General features: G+C 71.7%; 15 protein-coding genes and 1 tRNA gene. 4 read left to right on the top strand and 12 right to left on the bottom strand.

Annotated elements, in window-relative coordinates; all coding sequences use genetic code 11:
- Positions 1-109: 109 nt before the first annotated feature.
- The 5 genes from ABB07_RS19175 to ABB07_RS19155 form a co-directional block, all read right to left on the bottom strand.
- Entirely contained in the window at positions 110-1585 is a 1476-nt protein-coding gene (locus tag ABB07_RS19175; protein ID WP_208899860.1) for a peptidoglycan D,D-transpeptidase FtsI family protein, read from the bottom strand.
- The gene (locus tag ABB07_RS19170) at positions 1582-3033 is read right to left on the bottom strand and encodes an FtsW/RodA/SpoVE family cell cycle protein (protein WP_208899859.1); all 1452 of its coding nucleotides are present in this window, start codon (positions 3031-3033) and stop codon (positions 1582-1584) included. The genes ABB07_RS19175 and ABB07_RS19170 overlap by 4 nt, the downstream gene beginning before the upstream one ends.
- A gap of 27 nt (positions 3034-3060) precedes the next feature.
- Positions 3061-4614, bottom strand: coding sequence for a Stp1/IreP family PP2C-type Ser/Thr phosphatase (locus ABB07_RS19165; protein ID WP_208903520.1), 1554 nt, complete (start codon positions 4612-4614; stop codon positions 3061-3063).
- A 132-nt stretch (positions 4615-4746) separates the two neighbouring features.
- Positions 4747-5280 carry an FHA domain-containing protein FhaB/FipA gene (locus tag ABB07_RS19160; RefSeq protein ID WP_208899858.1) on the bottom strand — a complete coding sequence of 178 codons (534 nt, stop codon included), beginning with the start codon at positions 5278-5280 and terminating at the stop codon, positions 4747-4749.
- Positions 5281-5290: 10 nt separating this feature from the next.
- Complete coding sequence (locus ABB07_RS19155; protein WP_208899857.1) at positions 5291-6160, bottom strand: FhaA domain-containing protein; 870 nt, start codon at positions 6158-6160, stop codon at positions 5291-5293.
- A 726-nt stretch (positions 6161-6886) separates the two neighbouring features.
- On the opposite strand from ABB07_RS19155, the gene ABB07_RS19150 reads away from it, so the two are divergent.
- Positions 6887-6970, top strand: a tRNA-Leu gene (locus tag ABB07_RS19150).
- A gap of 318 nt (positions 6971-7288) precedes the next feature.
- Here the strand turns inward: ABB07_RS19150 and ABB07_RS19145 are convergent.
- Positions 7289-8077, bottom strand: coding sequence for an Fpg/Nei family DNA glycosylase (locus ABB07_RS19145; protein WP_208899856.1), 789 nt, complete (start codon positions 8075-8077; stop codon positions 7289-7291).
- Between the two features lie 651 nt (positions 8078-8728).
- On the opposite strand from ABB07_RS19145, the gene ABB07_RS19140 reads away from it, so the two are divergent.
- From ABB07_RS19140 to ABB07_RS19130, 3 genes are all read left to right on the top strand, one after another.
- Complete coding sequence (locus ABB07_RS19140) at positions 8729-10105, top strand: DUF2252 domain-containing protein (RefSeq protein ID WP_208903519.1); 1377 nt, start codon at positions 8729-8731, stop codon at positions 10103-10105.
- Between the two features lie 314 nt (positions 10106-10419).
- A complete protein-coding gene (locus ABB07_RS19135; protein WP_208899855.1) occupies positions 10420-11232 on the top strand; it encodes a hypothetical protein in 813 nt (270 codons plus the stop codon).
- Between the two features lie 69 nt (positions 11233-11301).
- Positions 11302-11631 carry a rhodanese-like domain-containing protein gene (locus tag ABB07_RS19130; protein WP_208903518.1) on the top strand — a complete coding sequence of 110 codons (330 nt, stop codon included), beginning with the start codon at positions 11302-11304 and terminating at the stop codon, positions 11629-11631.
- Between the two features lie 30 nt (positions 11632-11661).
- Here ABB07_RS19130 and ABB07_RS19125 read toward each other — a convergent pair whose 3' ends face one another.
- From ABB07_RS19125 to paaA, 6 genes are all read right to left on the bottom strand, one after another.
- Positions 11662-12804 carry an acyl-CoA dehydrogenase family protein gene (locus ABB07_RS19125; protein WP_208899854.1) on the bottom strand — a complete coding sequence of 381 codons (1143 nt, stop codon included), beginning with the start codon at positions 12802-12804 and terminating at the stop codon, positions 11662-11664.
- A gap of 168 nt (positions 12805-12972) precedes the next feature.
- Entirely contained in the window at positions 12973-14037 is a 1065-nt protein-coding gene (locus ABB07_RS19120; protein WP_208899853.1) for a 2Fe-2S iron-sulfur cluster-binding protein, read from the bottom strand.
- Positions 14037-14588: a 1,2-phenylacetyl-CoA epoxidase subunit PaaD gene (gene paaD / locus ABB07_RS19115; protein ID WP_208899852.1), complete on the bottom strand. Its 552-nt coding sequence runs from the start codon at positions 14586-14588 to the stop codon at positions 14037-14039. The genes ABB07_RS19120 and paaD overlap by 1 nt, the downstream gene beginning before the upstream one ends.
- Positions 14582-15313, bottom strand: coding sequence for a 1,2-phenylacetyl-CoA epoxidase subunit PaaC (paaC, locus tag ABB07_RS19110; RefSeq protein ID WP_208899851.1), 732 nt, complete (start codon positions 15311-15313; stop codon positions 14582-14584). The genes paaD and paaC overlap by 7 nt, the downstream gene beginning before the upstream one ends.
- The gene (paaB, locus tag ABB07_RS19105; protein WP_055708050.1) at positions 15310-15597 is read right to left on the bottom strand and encodes a 1,2-phenylacetyl-CoA epoxidase subunit PaaB; all 288 of its coding nucleotides are present in this window, start codon (positions 15595-15597) and stop codon (positions 15310-15312) included. The genes paaC and paaB overlap by 4 nt, the downstream gene beginning before the upstream one ends.
- On the bottom strand, positions 15594-16652 hold the full coding sequence (gene paaA, locus ABB07_RS19100; RefSeq protein WP_208899850.1) for a 1,2-phenylacetyl-CoA epoxidase subunit PaaA: 1059 nt from the start codon (positions 16650-16652) through the stop codon (positions 15594-15596). Before paaA ends, paaB begins: the two co-directional genes overlap by 4 nt.
- Between the last annotated feature and the right edge of the window lie 140 nt (positions 16653-16792).

The raw sequence follows: 16792 nt of genomic DNA, 5'->3' as shown, positions 1-16792 counted from the left end.
CCCGGCTCGCTTTGTGTGACCTGGCCAAGCCCGTAACCCGATACAGGACCGGTATCGCAACGTGCGGCGATGTGGAGGAGACGTGAGCGGCGTCACCTTCCGGGGCAGATCACTTCTTGGATTGGATGACCGCCTCCATGACACTCTTCGCGATCGGCGCGGCCAGGCCGCCACCGGAGATGTCGTCGCGGTTGGCGCTCCCGTCCTCGATCACCACGGCCACGGCGACCGGCGAGCTGCCGTCGGGCAGCTTGGCGAAGGAGATGAACCATGCGTACGGGTTGGCGCTGTTCGCCACACCGTGCTGCGCGGTACCGGTCTTGCCGCCCACGGTGACGCCGGGAATCTGCGCCCGGGTACCGGTGCCCTTCTCGACCACCGTCTTCATCATGTCCTGCAGGATCTGCGCGTTGGCCGGCGACAGCGGCCGGCTCATCTCCTCCGGCTGCGTCTTCTCGACCGGGTCGACGTTGGAGGACTCCAGCTGGTCGACCATGTACGGCTTCATCAGCTTGCCGTCATTGGCGACCGCCGAGGCGACCATGGCCATCTGCAGCGGGGTCGCGGCGGTGTTGTACTGGCCGATGGAGGACAGCGCGGTCTGCGACTGGTTCATGTGGTCGGAGAACACCGACGCGTTGGAGCGGACCGGGACGAACTGCTCGGAGTCGAAGCCGAACTTCTTCGCCTCGGCCAGCATCTTGTCGTTGCCGAGGTCGGAGCCGATCTTGCCGAAGACCGAGTTGCACGAGTACTGCAGGGCCTGCCGCAGCGGGGCGTTCTTGCAGGGGATGTTGCCCTCGTTCTTCAGCGGGGTCGTGGTACCCGGCATGATCCACGGCAGCGGCGAGTTCGTCTGCTCGTCGGCCGACTTGTACAGCCCGTTCTCCAGCGCCGCCGCCGCGGTGACCACCTTGAACGTGGAGCCCGGCGGGTAGGTCTCGCGCAGGGCCCGGTTCAGCATCGGGTCGGCGGGGTTGTACTTCTTCTGGAGCTTGTTCCAGGCCTTGGCGTCGTTGTCGGAGTAGCCCGCGAAGGACGAGGGGTCGTACGACGGGTAGGAGGCCAGCGCGAGGATCTTGCCGGTGGAGGGCTCCAGGGCGACGACCGCTCCCTTGCCGCCCTGCTGGGCCAGACCGTTGTACGCCGCCTTCTGCGCGGCCGCGTTGAGCGTGGTGACGACGTTCCCGCCCTGCCTCTGCTTGCCCGTGAGCATGTCCAGGGTGTTGCGGAAGAAGAGCCGGTCGTCGTTGCCGGTGAGGATGCCGTCCTCGAGCTTCTCCAGCTGGCTGCCGTCGAAGGCCTGCGAGGAGTAGCCGGTGACCGGGGCCCACATGGGCCCGTTCTTGTAGGTCCGCTTGTACTTGAAGTCGCCGCTCTTGGACTCGACGGAGCCGGTTATGGGATTGCCGTCGACGATGATGTCGCCGCGCGGGTGGGCGTAGCGCTCGATGGCGACCCGGCGGTTGTCCTTGTCGGCGGCGAGCGAGCCGGCCTTCACGTACTGGAGGTAGTTGTCCCGGATCAGCAGGGCCAGCACGAGCAGGCCGCAGAAGATCGCGATCCGGCGCAGGGGCTTGTTCATGACGGGCGGACCACCTGGGTCATCTCGGCGTCGGGGTTCGTGGCGGGAGTGGGAGCCGGGCGGCGGGCGGTGTCGCTGATGCGGATGAGGATGCCGATCAGTGCCCAGTTGGCCAGCACGGAGGAACCGCCGTACGCGACGAACGGCATCGTCATACCGGTCAGCGGGATGAGGCCCATCACACCGCCGGCCACGACGAACACCTGCAGCGCGAAGGCGCCGGACAGGCCGACGGCGAGCAGCTTGCCGAAGGGGTCGCGGGCGGCGAGGGCGGTGCGCAGGCCGCGCTCCACGATCAGGCCGTAGATCAGCAGCATCGCCATGATGCCCGCCAGGCCCAGCTCCTCGCCGAAGGTGGCGAAGACGAAGTCGGAGTTGGCGGCGAACTTGATCAGGTCCGAGTGGCCCTGGCCCCAGCCGGTGCCGAGCGTGCCGCCGGAGCCGAACGCCCACAGGGACTGCTGCAGCTGGTCGGAGTGGAGGATGCCGTCGTGGGTGACCTGGCGGCTGAGCTGGTACTCGCGCATCGGGTTCAGCCAGGCGTGGACACGCGTCTGGATGTGCGACTCGAAGCTCGCCACGCCGACGGCGCCGACCGCGGACATCAGCAGACCGAAGACGATCCAGCTGGTCCGCTCGGTGGCGACGTACAGCATGATCACGAACATGCCGAAGAACAGCAGCGACGTACCGAGGTCGGTCTCGAAGACCAGGATGAGGATCGACATCGCCCAGACGACCAGGATCGGTCCGAGGTCGCGGCCGCGCGGCAGGTAGAGGCCCATGAAGCGGCGGCTGGCGAGGGCCAGGGCGTCGCGCTTGACCATCAGGTAGCCGGCGAAGAAGACGGCGGGGACGATCTTGGCGAACTCGCCGGGCTGGAGGGAGCCGAGGCCGGGGACCCTGATCCAGATCTTGGCGCCGTAGATGTCGGCCCCGAGGCCCGGCACCAGCGGGAGGAGCAGCAGGACCAGGGCGCAGACCATGGAGATGTACGTGTAGCGCTGCAGGACACGGTGGTCCTTCAGGAAGATCAGCACCGCGGCGAACATGGCGATGCCCAGCGCGCTGTACAGCAGCTGGCGGGGCGCGGCCGCCGCGAAGTGGGGCAGCGACTGCAGCAGCTTCGACTGGTCCAGCCGCCAGATCACCACGAGCCCGAGCCCGTTGAGCAGCGTGGCCAGCGGCAGCAGCAGCGGGTCCGCGTACGGCGCGAACTTCCGTACGGCGAGATGGGCGACGCCGGCCAGCAGACCGAGACCGAGGCCGTAGGACAGCAGCCCGGCGGGGACCGAGTTGTTGATGGCCAGGCCCACGTTGGCGTAGGCGAACACCGGGATGGCCACGGCGAAGACCAGCAGGGCCAGCTCGGTGTTGCGGCGGCTCGGCGCGCCGATCGCGCCGATCGTGGACGTGTGGTGCGTCGGCGAGTTAGTCGTACTGCTCATCGTGTGACAGGGCCTCTCGCGGCTCGGCTACTGCTTGCCGCACTGATCGACGACCTTCTGCTCATCCTCGGAGAGGCTCGGGCCGGGGTTCGGAGTGGCGGACGCGGACGGCGGCTTCGAAGGGTTCTTCGTAGCGGGCGCCGAACCGGATGGGTGCGGTGTCGGAGTCGTCGTCGCCTTGGACGTGAAGGCGGTACGGGTGGTTCCCGTGGTGCCTCCCGCCTGGCCCTGGCCCGGCTTCGCGTTCTGCTGGGACTTGGCGGCCTGGCGCTCCGCCTGCTTCTTGCACGCGGAGGCCTGCACCGACAGCGCCTCGATCTTCGCCTGGGCCTGCTGCAGACCGCCCGCCGTGATCGTGTTCTTGACCTGCTTCTGCTGGTAGGGCGGCAGGTACTTGAGTTCGATCTCGGGGTGGTCCTTCTCCACCTTCGACAGCGACACCCAGGCGAGATCCTGGCTGATGCCGCGGTACAGCGCCACGTGCTCGCCCTTGGCGCCGACGTAGTACTGCGTCTGCGTCCACTGGTAGCCGCCGTAGAGGCCGCCGCCCACGACGGCGAGGGCGAGCGCGCTGTAGAGGGATCTCTTCAGCCACCTGCGCCGCCCGCGCGGCTTGGTGAAGTCGCCGTCGGCCCATTCGTCGAAGCCGCCCGCCGGGACGTAGCCGGTGGTGTCGCCGGAGCCGGGCGGGCCGAACTCGCCGCCGCCGTGCCCGGGCTGCTGCCTGCGGCCCAGGTGGGAGGCGCGGCCGGCCGGGGTCTGCATGATGCCGTTGTCGTGCAGGTGGTGCTGGTTTTCGGCGACCGCGCCGACCACGACCGGCTGGTCCGACAGCTGCCCGGCGAGGGTGTCACCGGTGTCCAGGTCCAGGACGTCCGCGACGATGACGGTGATGTTGTCCGGGCCGCCGCCGCGCAGCGCGAGCTGGATCAGCTCCTGCACGGTCTCCTGCGGGCCCTGGTAGCTGGCGAGGGTCTCCTCCAGCGTCTGGTGCGAGACGACGCCCGACAGCCCGTCGGAGCAGATCAGATAGCGGTCGCCGGCCCGGACCTCGCGGATCGACAGGTCGGGCTCGACGTGCTCGGCGCTGCCGAGGGCGCGCATCAGCAGGGAGCGCTGCGGGTGGGTGGTGGCCTCTTCCTCGGTGATCCGGCCCTCGTCGACGAGCCGCTGCACCCAGGTGTGGTCCTGGGTGATCTGGGTGAGGACACCGTCGCGCAGCAGATAGGCGCGGGAGTCGCCGACGTGGACCAGGCCGAGACGCTGACCGGTCCACAGCAGCGCGGTGAGGGTCGTCCCCATGCCTTCGAGCTGCGGGTCCTCCTCGACCATGGCGCGCAACTGGTCGTTGGCGCGCTGCACGGCCGTGCCGAGCGAGGTGAGGAGGTCGGAGCCGGGCACGTCGTCGTCGAGCGTGACCAGGGTGGAGATGACCTCGGAGGAGGCGACCTCGCCGGCCGCCTGGCCGCCCATGCCGTCGGCGATCGCGAGCAGGCGGGGACCGGCGTAACCGGAGTCCTCGTTGCCCTCACGGATCATGCCTTTGTGCGATCCGGCGGCAAAGCGCAGTGACAGACTCATGCGCACCTCGCCCGTCGGCTCCGGGTACAGCCGGTCGTGTCGAGCCACACTGCCCACCCTCCGGTCGGGAGCGCGCCGGAGACCGGGTGGCGGCCTGCCGCTGCGTGCTCGCTCCGCTCGCTCATTGTCGTACTACTTCCGCAGCTCGATGACGGTCTTGCCGATGCGGATCGGCGCGCCCAGCGGGATCGGCGTGGGGGTCGTCAGCCGGGACCGGTCCAGGTAGGTGCCGTTGGTGGAGCCCAGGTCCTCGACGATCCACTGGCCGTCGCGGTCCGGGTAGATCCTGGCATGGCGGCTGGAGGCGTAGTCGTCGTCCAGCACGATCGTGGAGTCGTGCGCCCGGCCCAGCGTGATCGTCTGGCCCTGCAGCGCGACCGTGGTGCCGGTCAGTGTGCCCTCGGTCACGACCAGCTTGGTGGGGGCGTTGCGGCCACGCCGGCCGCCGCCGCCCTGCTGGCCCCGCTGCTGCGGGGGCGCGGACTGCTGCCGGGCCGCCTGCCGGCCGCCCGGCTGCTGGGCACGCCCGGCCTCCCTACGCGATCCGCGCTGGGTGACGCGCGTACCGAACAGGTCGCTCCGGATGACCTGCACGGCCACGATCACGAACAGCCACAGTACGGCCAGGAAACCCAGCCGCATGACCGTGAGGGTCAGCTCTGACATTGCCCCCGCTTCACCCTTCGGCTTGCCGGTAAATGATGGTGGTGCTGCCCACGACGATCCGCGAGCCGTCGCGGAGCGTAGCGCGGGTGGTGTGCTGCCCGTCCACCACGATGCCGTTGGTGGAGCCGAGATCCTGGATCGTCGAGGGCGTTCCGGTCCGGATCTCGCAGTGCCGGCGGGAGACGCCGGGGTCGTCGATCCGCACGTCGGCGTCGGTGCTGCGGCCCAGCACCAGCGTCGGGCGGGAGATCTGGTGGCGGGTGCCGTTGATCTCGATCCAGTAGCGGGTGCGCCCGCCGCTCATCGGGGCGGCCGCGGGCCGCTGGGTGGCGGGCTGGGGGTAGCCGTAGCCGCCGGGGCGGGCACCGGGCGGCGGCGCGGACGGCATCGGGGGCGCGCCGGCGGGCGTGGCCGGCGGGTAGCCGTAACCGCCCTGCGCGCCCTGCCCGGCACGGCCGGGCGCCGGGGCGCCGGGGGCCTGCGGTGCCTGCTGGGCCTGACTGCTGGAGGAGGCCAGGGTGCGCGAGCGCACCCGGTACAGGCCGGTGTCCAGGTCGTCGGCCTTCTCCAGGTTGACCTTGATCGGGCCCATGAAGGTGTAGCGCTGCTGCTTGGCGTAGTCGCGCACCATGCCGGCCAGCTCGTCGCCGAGCTGCCCGGAGTAGGGGCTGAGGCGCTCGTAGTCCGGCGCGCTCAGCTCCACGATGAAGTCGTTCGGTACGACCGTCCGGTCGCGGTTCCAGATCGTGGCGTTGTTGTCGCACTCACGCTGGAGCGCGCCGGCGATCTCCACGGGCTGGACCTCGGACTTGAAGACCTTGGCGAAGGTGCCGTTCACCAGACCTTCGAGACGCTGCTCGAACTTCTTCAGGACTCCCATGGGGCACCTCCTCCATCCTTGCCGTTGCCTTGCCCTGCTTGTGTGGCCGCTGCCTTGCCTGTACTGCCTGTACTGCTGGTTCCGCCGGTACTGCCTACTGATCGTATCTACGCGCCCGGCAAACAGCCGGTTCCCCCAGCGGCTCCCCTTCGAACTCCTGGTACGCACTCTTGCTGCCATGGATCGTAGAGGCGGGCGAAGACCAGTGTCCCGCACCCGGCTGTGGACCCGGTCCGCCTCCTGGGGAGATGCGGGGGACCGGTACGAGGTTGATACGTGAAGCAGGTCTCCTTGATACGTGGGGGACGGGTGGGGTGGGTAGGAGGGGGCGGCCTCGGGTTCGGGTCTTGGGCTCCGGTCTCGGCCTCCGTCTCGGGATCGGTCTCGGGGCGGCGGGCGGGGGCGATGGCGGGTGTGGGTGCGATGGCGGGTGTGGGAGCGGGAGCGGCTGCGGAGGTGGTTGCCGGGCGGGGTGTGGCGGTCGGGCGCGGCGGGCGTGCGGGCGTGCGTGGGGCGCGGACGTGCGGGGCGTGGACGTGTGGTGCGCGGGGCGTGGGGCACCGGCGTGCGGGGCGTGGTGGGGCTTGGCGGGCCTGCTGAGCGTCGGCTCCTCGGCGGGCTCGGGCCGGTGGGAAGGGATGTGAACCCACCCCGTACGACGTGCTAATGTTCTGGGTGTCGGAAGGGGCCAGCCCGAAAGGGCCGGGACCGGAAGACACACCCAATGCGCGGGTGGCGGAATAGGCAGACGCGCTGGATTCAGGTTCCAGTGCCCGCAAGGGCGTGGGGGTTCAACTCCCCCCTCGCGCACAGAGACGAGACGGGTCTCTGCCGATGACGGAAGTCACGGCAGGGGCCCGTCTCGCGTTGTGCGCAGGGGGTTGGGCGCCTGCGGGTCGTGCGCGTGAGGGCTGTGCTCATGGGTCTTGGGCGTGAGGGATCGCACAGCCTGTGGACGGACGGGGAGGCCCGGGGAAGGGCCGGGAGAGGGCGGGGGAGGGCGGGGGAGAGAGCCGGGGCGTCCGTCTGCCGGTGAGCTATCTCACGGAAGGCCGGAAGGCCGGACGGCCGTGGCCGGTCGGGGTGTCCGGCTTTCCAGGGGCAGCCGGGACTTCACTCTTCCCGGGCTCATGCCTCGTACGGCTGACACCTCGGGCACCACACCGTGCCCCGGCCCGCCAGCCGGGAGCGCCTCAGGTGGGTGTGGCAGCGGGGGCAGACCGGGTCGGGGTCGTCGCGGTGGCCGGTGAGCCACCCGGCGCGCGGTGGGACACAGCCGGCGGTGACCGCGGAACGCAGCGTGCGCCGCATGTGGGTGTACAGGCGCCGGCGTTCGCTCTGCGTCAACTCGCCCGCCCGGGTACGAGGGTTCAGCCCGGCACGCCACAGGACCTCGTCGGCGAGCAGATTGCCGAGGCCGGCCAGGACGGACTGGTCGGTCAGCGCGGTCTTGAGGTGACCGCGGCGGGCGCGGAGCGCGGCCTCGAAGTCGGCACCGTCCACTGCCAGCGCGTCGGGACCCTGACGCTCCAGCAGCCGCGCGACACCGGAGTCGTCGTCGGCCAGCCAGATGCCCTGGAGCTTGCGCTGGTCGCGGTAGCGGAGCTGACGGTCGCCACTCAGGTCGAACAGGACGCGGTCATGGGCCTCGACGGTGTCGCCGGGACGGGCACAGAGCAGCCGTCCGGTCATGCCGAAGTGCAGCAGGAGCGTGGGACCGCCGGTGTGGGCGAGCAGCCACTTGCCGTGCCGCTCCGGCTCGGTGAACCGCCGTCCCTCCAGGGCGTCGCGCAGCCGTCGTACGCTCACCCCGTGCAGGACGCCCGTGTCGCGCACGTCGACGCGGCGGATGGCCCTGCCCTTCGCACAGGACACGAGCACCCGGCGGAAACCCTCGACATCCGGCAGCTCAGGCACGGCGGAGGCCTCCGGGGCGGCGGACGCGGGTCGGCGCGTGGGGGTGACGGGGGGAAGCAGCTGGTGCCGGTGCCGGTGCTGGAGTTCGTGCTGGTGCTGGTGCTGGATCGGGTGCGGGTGCCGCGGCGGGCGTCGGTGCGGGTGCCGGAGTGCGTGCCGGTGCCGTAGCGGGCGTCGGTGCGGGTGCCCGTGCCGGTGCGGGTGTGGTCCTCGGCGCTCGCTTCTGCCTCAGGTCCACGGCGGCCTCCTTGCTGCGCTGGGCCGAAGCCGGTGGTGATGCCGGTGCGGATGCCGACGGTCGTTCTGCCGAGTGCCCTGTGCGTTGCCGTTCTTACCGCTCGCCTGCGATGTGCCGGGCGCCAGTCCGCACCGGTCGATGGGCGAGAGCTTCCTCACATGCCGGCAGCGCGGGTTGTCCACAGGGAGTCGTCCACAGGGTCTGACGCGTTCGGCGCGTCGGCTGTACGGTCTGCACGAGTTGATGTTCGTGTCGATGTTCGCGCCGAAGGGTGCTCGGGGGAGGCGGTCGCGGTGACCGGAACCGGTCGGGAAATAGCGGCGGATGCGGCGGACCTGGCGGAGCCGGCGGATACGGCGGAGCCGGCCGATGCGGCGGAGCCGGCCGATGCGGCGGACCCGAAGGCGCGCCGGGTGCCGTGGGTGCGCGGGTTCGCCCAGTGGCCCCGACAGGGCTCTCCCAAGGAGGAGGGCAAGGCGCTGCGGACGAGCGTGCCGCGCGGCGCGCACCGCACGCTCGACCTGGACGCCTCCCGCCCCGACGCGGTGAGCGCGGTCATCGAGTCCAACGCCGGCCGGTTGGAGGAGCTGACCCCCATCCGCGTCGGACGGATGGCCGCGACCCCCTTCGCCTTCCTGCGCGGCTCGGCCGGACTCATGGCGTACGACCTGGCCCGCACTCCCATGACGAGGATCGCCACCCAGATATGCGGAGACGCGCACGCGGCCAACTTCGGCCTGTACGGCGACCACCGCGGCGACCTCGTCATCGACCTCAACGACTTCGACGAGACCGTGCACGGCCCCTGGGAGTGGGACCTGAAGCGGCTCGCCGCCTCGCTGGTGCTCGCCGGGCGGGAGGCCGGCGCCGACGAGGACACCTGCCGCGCGGCCGCGCAGGACGCGGTCGGCGCCTACCGCCGCACCATGCGCCTGCTCGCCAAGCTGCCGGTGCTGGACGCGTGGAACGCCATCGCGGACGAGGAACTGGTCTCCCACACCGACGCCCACGATCTGCTCGGCACCCTGCAGCGGGTCTCGGAGAAGGCCCGCGCCAACACCAGCGGCCGGTTCGCGGCGAAGTCGACCGAGGCGGCGGCGGACGGCGGACGCCGCTTCGTGGACGCCTCACCGGTCCTGCGCCGCATCCCGGACGCCGAGGCCGCGGCGGTCGCCGCCTCCCTGGAGGCGTACGTCGGCACGCTCAGCGAGGACCGGCACCCCCTGCTCGCCCGGCACGCCGTGCACGACGTGGCCTTCCGGGTGGTCGGCACCGGCAGCGTCGGCACCCGGTCCTACGTCGTGCTGCTCCTGGACCACCGTGAGCAGCCGCTGGTCCTGCAGGTGAAGGAGGCCCGCCCCTCCGCACTCGTCCCGCACCTGGTCACGGCCGGGTTCGAGGCGCCGCCGGTGGAGCACGAGGGCCGCCGGGTCGTCCTCGGCCAGAAGCGCATGCAGGTGGTCAGCGACATCCTCCTCGGCTGGACCACGGTGGACGGCCGACCTTTCCAGGTCCGCCAGTTCCGCAACCGCAAGGGCAGCGTCGACCCGGCCGCGCTCGCCGCCGACCAGATCGACGACTACGGCCGCATGACCGGCGCCCTGCTGGCCCGCGCCCACTCCCACAGCGCCGACCCGCGCCTGATCGCCGGCTACTGCGGCAAGAACGAGGAACTGGACGAGGCGATAGCCGCCTTCGCCGTCACCTACGCCGACCGCACCGAGGCCGACCACGCCGAACTGGTCACAGGGATCCGGGCGGGCCGGATCGCGGCCGAGTGGGGAGTGTGAGGCCGAACCCTCGGTGGGGACTGTCGTGTCATGGCCGGGGCGGGGCCGGGGCGGGGCGTCCGCGGTGGTTTGCGGGTCCATGGCCGGCGCCATGGCAGGGAGCCGGTCTGCCATCCCGCCGGCACCAGGCAGAGCCCGGTAGTCCTACGGCGGGACCGGTGGGCGGGACCAGCTGTGCGGCCGGACCAGCTGTGGGGCCGGACTGGCTATGCGGCCGGACTGGCTGTGCGGCCGGACCAGCGGTGCGGCGGGACCGGCCTGCGGCGGGACACCGCGTCCCGGTCCGGGCCGAGCACAGCGGCTACGCTGGGCGGGTGACGACCCCGGAAGCCGAACAGTCCCAGGCGCCGCGGCCCGAGGAACGGCTCGAGCAGGCCGTACGGGCCGCCGAGCAGGCCTTGATCGAGTACGAGATCGCCGTGGAGACGTTCCGCGTCGAGGTCGAGAACTTCTCCCGGCTGCACGAACAGCGGCTCGGCCCGCTCTACACCCGCATCGAGGTGCTGGACGCCGAGATCGCCGAGGCCAGGGCCGCCCGCACCGGTGACCCGGAGGACATCCGCCGCGCCGAGGAGGCCCGCGCCCGGGTCCTGCCGATCCCCGGTGTGGAAGAGCTGCTGCACGGCTGGATGGACGGCCACGGCCTGTTCCCGGAAGCCGCCGCCATGCTGACCGACCAGGCCGTACGGCCCCCCGAGCGGGTGCGGCCCAGCGAGGAGGCCCGCAAGCTCTACCGCGAGCTGGCCCGCAAGGCGCACCCCGACCTCGTGCAGGAGGAAGAGGAGCGGCAGCGGCGTGAGGAATTCCTCACCCGCGTCAACGCCGCCTACGCCCGCGGCGACGAGACGCTGCTGAAGGAGCTGGCCGAGGAGTGGGCGGCCGGACCGGTGCCGCCCGAGCGGCGCCCGAGCCCCGCCGAGGAGCTGTACGCCCGCCTCGAATGGCTCGCCCAGCGCAAGGAACTGCTCACCCTCGTCGCCCGCGAACTGGAGGAGGGCGCGATCGCCGGCATGCTCCGGCTCGCCCCGGACGACCCCGACGGGCTGCTCGAGGAGATCGCCGGCCGGCTGCGCTCGGACATCGCCCAGCGGGAGGCGGAACTGGCGGCCCTGCTGGGGCAGGGCTGAGCCGCGGCCCGTTCCGGCAGACCGCGGGGACCTTCGGGTAGCGTCGGGGGCATGAGTTTCGGAGCTGGTGTGCCCACGGTCGAGGTCACGGACCTCAAGGACGGCGACTTCCTGCTGGACGTCCGCGAGGACGACGAGTGGCAGGCGGGCCACGCCGAGGGAGCGCTGCACATTCCCATCAGCGAGTTCGTGGCCCGCTACGGCGAGCTGACCGAGGCCGCACCGCAGGACGGCCGTGTCCACGTCATCTGCCGCTCCGGCGGCCGCTCGGCGCAGGTCACCATGTACCTGGTCCAGCAGGGCATCGACGCGGTGAACGTCGACGGCGGCATGCAGGTCTGGCAGGCCGCGGGCCGCCCGGTGATCACCGACGACGGCCGGACCGGCTTCGTCCTGTAACGCGCTCCCCTGCTGCTCCGGTGCGCGCGGTCAGCCCAGCGGATGGGCGGCCAGCAGATCCCCGAGCCTCTCCTCGTATGCCGCCGCCGGGCCGAGCGCCAGCTCCAGGTGCTTGGCCCAGGCGTGATAGCGGTGCAGCGGGTAATCGGTGTCGGCGCCGAACCCGCCGTGCAGATGCTGCGCCGTCTGCACCACCCGGCGCACCCCCTCCGCCGCCCAGATCTTCGCCACCGCGACATCCCCGGCTGCGGGCAGCGCCCCCGGCGCCCCTGAGGCGATCCGCCAGGCCGCCTGCCAGAGGGTGGCCTCCATGGCGCGCAGATCGATGTACCGGTCCGCCGCCTGCACGGCGACCGCCTGGAAGGTCGCGATCGGATACCCGAACTGCTCCCGTTTCCCGGCGTAGTCGGCGGTCATCGTCAGCACCCGCTCGCCCAGCCCGAGCGCCAGCGCGCAGATGCCGGTGGCGAGCAGCGCGTGCAGCCACTCCCAGGCGCCGTCGGTCTCGATGACGTCGCCCGCGGCGATCCGCACGGACGTGAGCCGCAGCTCGGCCAGCCGCTCCCCGCTGGTGGACACCTGCTCGGCGAGCGCCACCCCGTCCTGCTCGCGCGGCACCAGCGCGAGCACGGTCCGCTCGGCGCCCGTGCCCTCGAGGTGCGCCGGCACGACGACGAGGTCCGCGTCGTACGCCCACGGCACCGCCGTCTGCACCCCGTCCAGAACCCAGACCGGACCGTCCCGCCGTGCGGCGACGGCCAGTTCGGCCGGGTCGTGCCCGGTACGGCCGTTCGCCGCGACGGTCAGCACCAGCTCGCCCCGACCGGCCCGAGCGAGCACCCGCTCCGTCAACTCCGCGCCGCCATAGGCCTGTACGGCCGCCACCGCCGCGCTGTGCTCCAGCAGCGGCACCCGGGCGAGCACCTTGGCCGACTCCCGCAGCACCAGGCACAGCGCGATCGCGTCCAGACCGGAACCGCCGTGCGCCTCGTCGAGCAGCAGGCTCAGCAGATCCGCGTCGGCCAGCCGGGACCACAGCTCCCGGTCGAAGCCCTCGGCCACGGCACCGGTGGTGAGTGCCGGGCTGGGCACCGCGTCCGGTACCACGCCGGTGAACACCCCGCGCGCCGCCTCGGCCGCCGCCCGCTGCTCCTCGGTGAAGGTGAAGTCCACGGCCTGTCCCTCCGACGGGGTCGGTGATCTGACGGTGCGTCAAGATAGAACAAGTTCTAGGAGAAGGGAATGGCGTGGGGTCCTGGTGTTCCGGGGGCCCTCCCCCTCCCCCCTCCCTCCCCTCCCCCCCTCGCCAGTCGGCTCCCGCCGAGTCGGCACACGTCGACCTCAGCGGTCGAAGTCCAGTTCCACCTGCTCCGTCAGCGGATGCGACTGGCAGGCCAGCACATAGCCGGCGTCCGTCTCCTCCGCCTCCAGGGCGAAGTTGCGGTCCATGCGGACCTCGCCGGAGACCAGGAAGGCACGGCACGTCCCGCACACGCCGCCCTTGCAGGCGTAGGGCGCGTCGGGGCGGTTGCGCAGGACCGTCTCCAGCAGCGTCTCGCCGTCCCGCACCGGCCAGGTGCCGCCGCGTCCGTCGAGGCGGGCGGTGACCGTGCTGTGCGCGGGCGCCTGGACGGTGGCGGCGTCGGACGAGCCCGCGTCCACATGGAAGATCTCCTGGTGGATGCGGGAGCGGTCCACGCCCAGCTCGCGCAGTGCCTGCTCCGCGCCCCGCACCAGCCCGTACGGTCCGCACAGGAACCAGCCCGCGACCTCGCCCACCGGCAGCAGCGCGGGCAGCAGCCCGGTGAGCCGCTCGCGGTCGAGCCGGCCGGACGGCAGACCTGCCTGCTGTTCCTCGCGAGAGAGCACGGTCACCAGCTGAAGCCGCTCGGGACAGCGGTCCTTCAGGTCGGCGACCTCCTCCAGGAACATCGTCGAGGCCGCTGTGCGGTCGCTGCGTATCAGGCAGAACCGGGCCTCCGGCTCGCGGGCCAGCAGGGTGGAGACGATGGACAGCACCGGGGTGATGCCGCTGCCGCCGACGACCGCCGCGTACAGCCCCGGTGCCGGGTCCAGGGTGAAGCGGCCGGCCGGGGTCATCACCTCCAGCACGTCGCCGACGTTGATCTCCTTCAGCGCGTAGGCGGAGAAGGCTCCGCCCTCCACCAGCCGCACGCCCACCCGCAGGGTGTCGGGGCCCGCGCCGGCCGGGTCGGGCGCGGGGGAGCAGATCGAGTAGGTGCGCCGTATCTCGGTGCCGTCGACCTGCCGGCGCAGCGCCAGGTGCTGGCCGGGTGCGTGCCGGTATTCCTCGCGCAGCTCGGGCGGGACGGCGAAGGTGAGGGCGACGGAGTCGTCGGTGATCCGGTCGACCTCGGCCACCGGGAGCGGGTGGAAGCGCGCCATCACAACTCCTTGAAGTGGTCGAACGGTTCACGGCAGGCGAGGCAGCGGCGCAGTGCCTTGCACGCGGTGGAGGAGAACCTGCTGAGCAGCTCGGTGTCGGCGGAGCCGCAGTGCGGGCAGCGGACGGGCTCGGTGAGCGCGTCCTCGGTGCGGCTCGCGGCCTCGGGGGTGGTGCGGGTCGGGCCGAGGGTCAGCGGCACGGGGCCGGAGGCGGTGCGCACGCGTGGGGGAGCGATGCCGAACTCCCGTAGTTTGCGTCGGCCTTCGGGGCTGATGTCGTCGGTCGTCCAGGCGGGGTCGAGCACGGTGCGGACCGTGACCTCGCGCATGCCGTGGGCGCGCAGCACCCGTTCGATGTCCACGCTCATCGCCTCGATGGCGGGGCAGCCGGTGTAGGTGGGGGTCAGGTCGACCTCCACCGTGCCGGGGCCGTGGAGGTGGACAGCGCGCACCACGCCCAGCTCCTGGAGGGTGAGCACCGGCAGTTCGGGGTCGGGCACCGAGCCGGCCAGCTCCAGCAGCTCCGTCTCCAGGGCGGTGGCGGTCACCATGTCGCCCCCGGGTGGCTGCGGTGCAGATGCTGCATCTCGGCGAGCATCCGCCCGAAGGGTTCGGTGTGCAGGCCCTGCCGGCCGGCGCCGGCCGACCAGGCGCCGGTGCGGGGTCCTTCGGGCAGGGGGAGCGTGGCCCGGCCGAGGATGTCCTGGATGGACTCCAGCCAGCGGGTCTCCAGGCCCGGCCAGTCGGCGTCCAGTCCCTCCACCGGCTGGAACAGTTCGCCGGTGTACCGCCACAGCGCGTCGCAGGCGCGCCGCATCCGCTGGTGGCTGGTCTGTGTGCCGTCGCCGAGCCGCAGGGTCCACTGCTCGGCGTGGTCGCGGTGGTAGGCGACCTCCTTCACTGCTTTCGCGGCGAGCGGGGCGAACGGGCTGTCACCGGCGGCCAGTTCGCCGTAGAGCAGGTGCTGGTAGGTGGAGAAGTACAGCTGGCGGGCGATGGTGTGGGCGAAGTCGCCGTTCGGCTGCTCGACCAGCTGGAGGTTGCGGAAGGAGCGCTCCTCGCGGAGGTAGGCCAGTTCGTCCTCGTCGCCGGCCATGGACAGCAGTACGCGGGCCTGGCCGAGCAGGTCGAGGGCGATGTTGGCGAGGGCGACCTCCTCCTCGAGGACGGGGGCGTGTCCGGCCCACTCCCCCAGCCGGTGGGAGAGCACCAGGGCGTCGTCGCCGAGGGCGAGGGCGGCGGTCACCGGGACGGTGGCGGGGCCGGTGGCGGTCACAGGTGCTTCACCCCTTCCGGGATCTCGTAGAAGGTCGGGTGCCGGTAGGGCTTGTCGGCGGCCGGTTCGAAGAACGGGTCCTTCTCGTCCGGTGAGGACGCGGTGATCGCGGAGGCGGGGACGACCCAGATCGACACGCCCTCGCCGCGGCGGGTGTACAGGTCGCGGGCGTTGCGCAGGGCCAGCTCGGCGTCGGGGGCGTGCAGGCTGCCGGCGTGGGTGTGGGAGAGGCCGCGCCGGGAGCGCACGAAGACCTCCCACAGGGGCCAGTCGGTGGTGCTCATGCTCGCTCCGCTTCTGTCTCGTGGCCTGTCTCGTGTGCCGTCTCACCGGGGCCGGTGGTGCCGCCGGTGCCGCGGGTGTGCTTGGCCGCGTAGGCGGCGGCCGCTTCCCGTACCCACGCTCCCTCGTCGTGGGCGCGCCTGCGCTGGGTGATCCGCTGTTCGTTGCACGGGCCGTTGCCCTTGAGGACCTCCCAGAACTCCGTCCAGTCGATCGGGCCGAAGTCGTAGTGTCCGCGTTCCTCGTTCCACCGCAGGTCGGCGTCGGGGAGGGTGAGGCCCAGGGATTCGGCCTGGGGGACGCAGATGTCGACGAAGCGCTGGCGCAGCTCGTCGTTGGAGTGGCGCTTGATCTTCCACTCCATGGACTGTGCGGAGTGCTGGGACTCGTCGTCGGGCGGGCCGAACATCATCAGTGAGGGCCACCACCAGCGGTCGACGGCGTCCTGTGCCATCGCGTGCTGTTCCGGTGTTCCCTTGCTGAGGGCGAGCAGCAGCTCGTAGCCCTGGCGCTGGTGGAAGGACTCCTCTTTGCAGATCCGCACCATCGCGCGGGCGTAGGGGCCGTAGGAGCAGCGGCACAGCGGGACCTGGTTGGTGATCGCGGCGCCGTCCACGAGCCAGCCGATCGCGCCGACGTCGGCCCAGGTCAGGGTCGGGTAGTTGAAGATCGAGGAGTACTTCTGGCGGCCGCTGTGGAGTTTGTCGAGCAGTTCGTCACGGCTGGTGCCGAGGGTCTCGGCCGCGCTGTACAGGTACAGGCCGTGGCCGGCTTCGTCCTGGACCTTGGCCGTGAGGATCGCCTTGCGGCGCAGGGAGGGCGCGCGGGTGATCCAGTTGGCCTCCGGCTGCATGCCGATGATCTCGGAGTGCGCGTGCTGGGCGATCTGCCGGACCAGGGTGGCGCGGTAGGCGTCGGGCATCCAGTCGCGGGGTTCGATGCGTTCGTCGGCGGCCACGGCCGCGTCGAAGGCGTGCTGGAAGGCCGCCGTGTCGGCGGTGTCCGGTGCGCCGTCCGCCTCGGTGCGGGCCGTGCGCTGCGCGGCTGCTGTGGCCATGCGGTCCCCCTGACCTCGGGCTCTGCGGTGGGGCTGTCCCGACCGATCGTTCGGTCCGTGCGCATCAATGGTGTGCTGGGCCGCCGTGGGGTGTCAACCGCTGTGGAAAACTCCTGCGCGCGGCCTGTGGACAACGTGCG

The organism is Streptomyces incarnatus (genome assembly GCF_001027185.1).
In the GTDB taxonomy this organism is placed as follows: domain Bacteria; phylum Actinomycetota; class Actinomycetes; order Streptomycetales; family Streptomycetaceae; genus Streptomyces; species Streptomyces puniciscabiei.
The sequence above is the reverse complement of the archived record's forward strand: the minus strand, read 5'-3'. Positions and strand labels throughout refer to the sequence as shown.

Bases quoted from the DNA above. Each gene is read 5' to 3' on its own strand.
- ABB07_RS19165 (WP_208903520.1), bottom strand. From the start codon at position 4,614: ATGAGTCTGTCACTGCGCTTTGCCGCCGGATCGCACAAAGGCATGATC.
- paaD (WP_208899852.1), bottom strand. From the start codon at position 14,588: ATGGTGACCGCCACCGCCCTGGAGACGGAGCTGCTGGAGCTGGCCGGC.
- ABB07_RS19155 (WP_208899857.1), bottom strand. From the start codon at position 6,160: ATGGGAGTCCTGAAGAAGTTCGAGCAGCGTCTCGAAGGTCTGGTGAAC.
- ABB07_RS19120 (WP_208899853.1), bottom strand. From the start codon at position 14,037: ATGGCGCGCTTCCACCCGCTCCCGGTGGCCGAGGTCGACCGGATCACC.
- ABB07_RS19160 (WP_208899858.1), bottom strand. From the start codon at position 5,280: ATGTCAGAGCTGACCCTCACGGTCATGCGGCTGGGTTTCCTGGCCGTA.
- paaB (WP_055708050.1), bottom strand. From the start codon at position 15,597: ATGAGCACCACCGACTGGCCCCTGTGGGAGGTCTTCGTGCGCTCCCGG.
- paaA (WP_208899850.1), bottom strand. From the start codon at position 16,652: ATGGCCACAGCAGCCGCGCAGCGCACGGCCCGCACCGAGGCGGACGGC.
- ABB07_RS19175 (WP_208899860.1), bottom strand. From the start codon at position 1,585: ATGAACAAGCCCCTGCGCCGGATCGCGATCTTCTGCGGCCTGCTCGTG.
- ABB07_RS19170 (WP_208899859.1), bottom strand. From the start codon at position 3,033: ATGAGCAGTACGACTAACTCGCCGACGCACCACACGTCCACGATCGGC.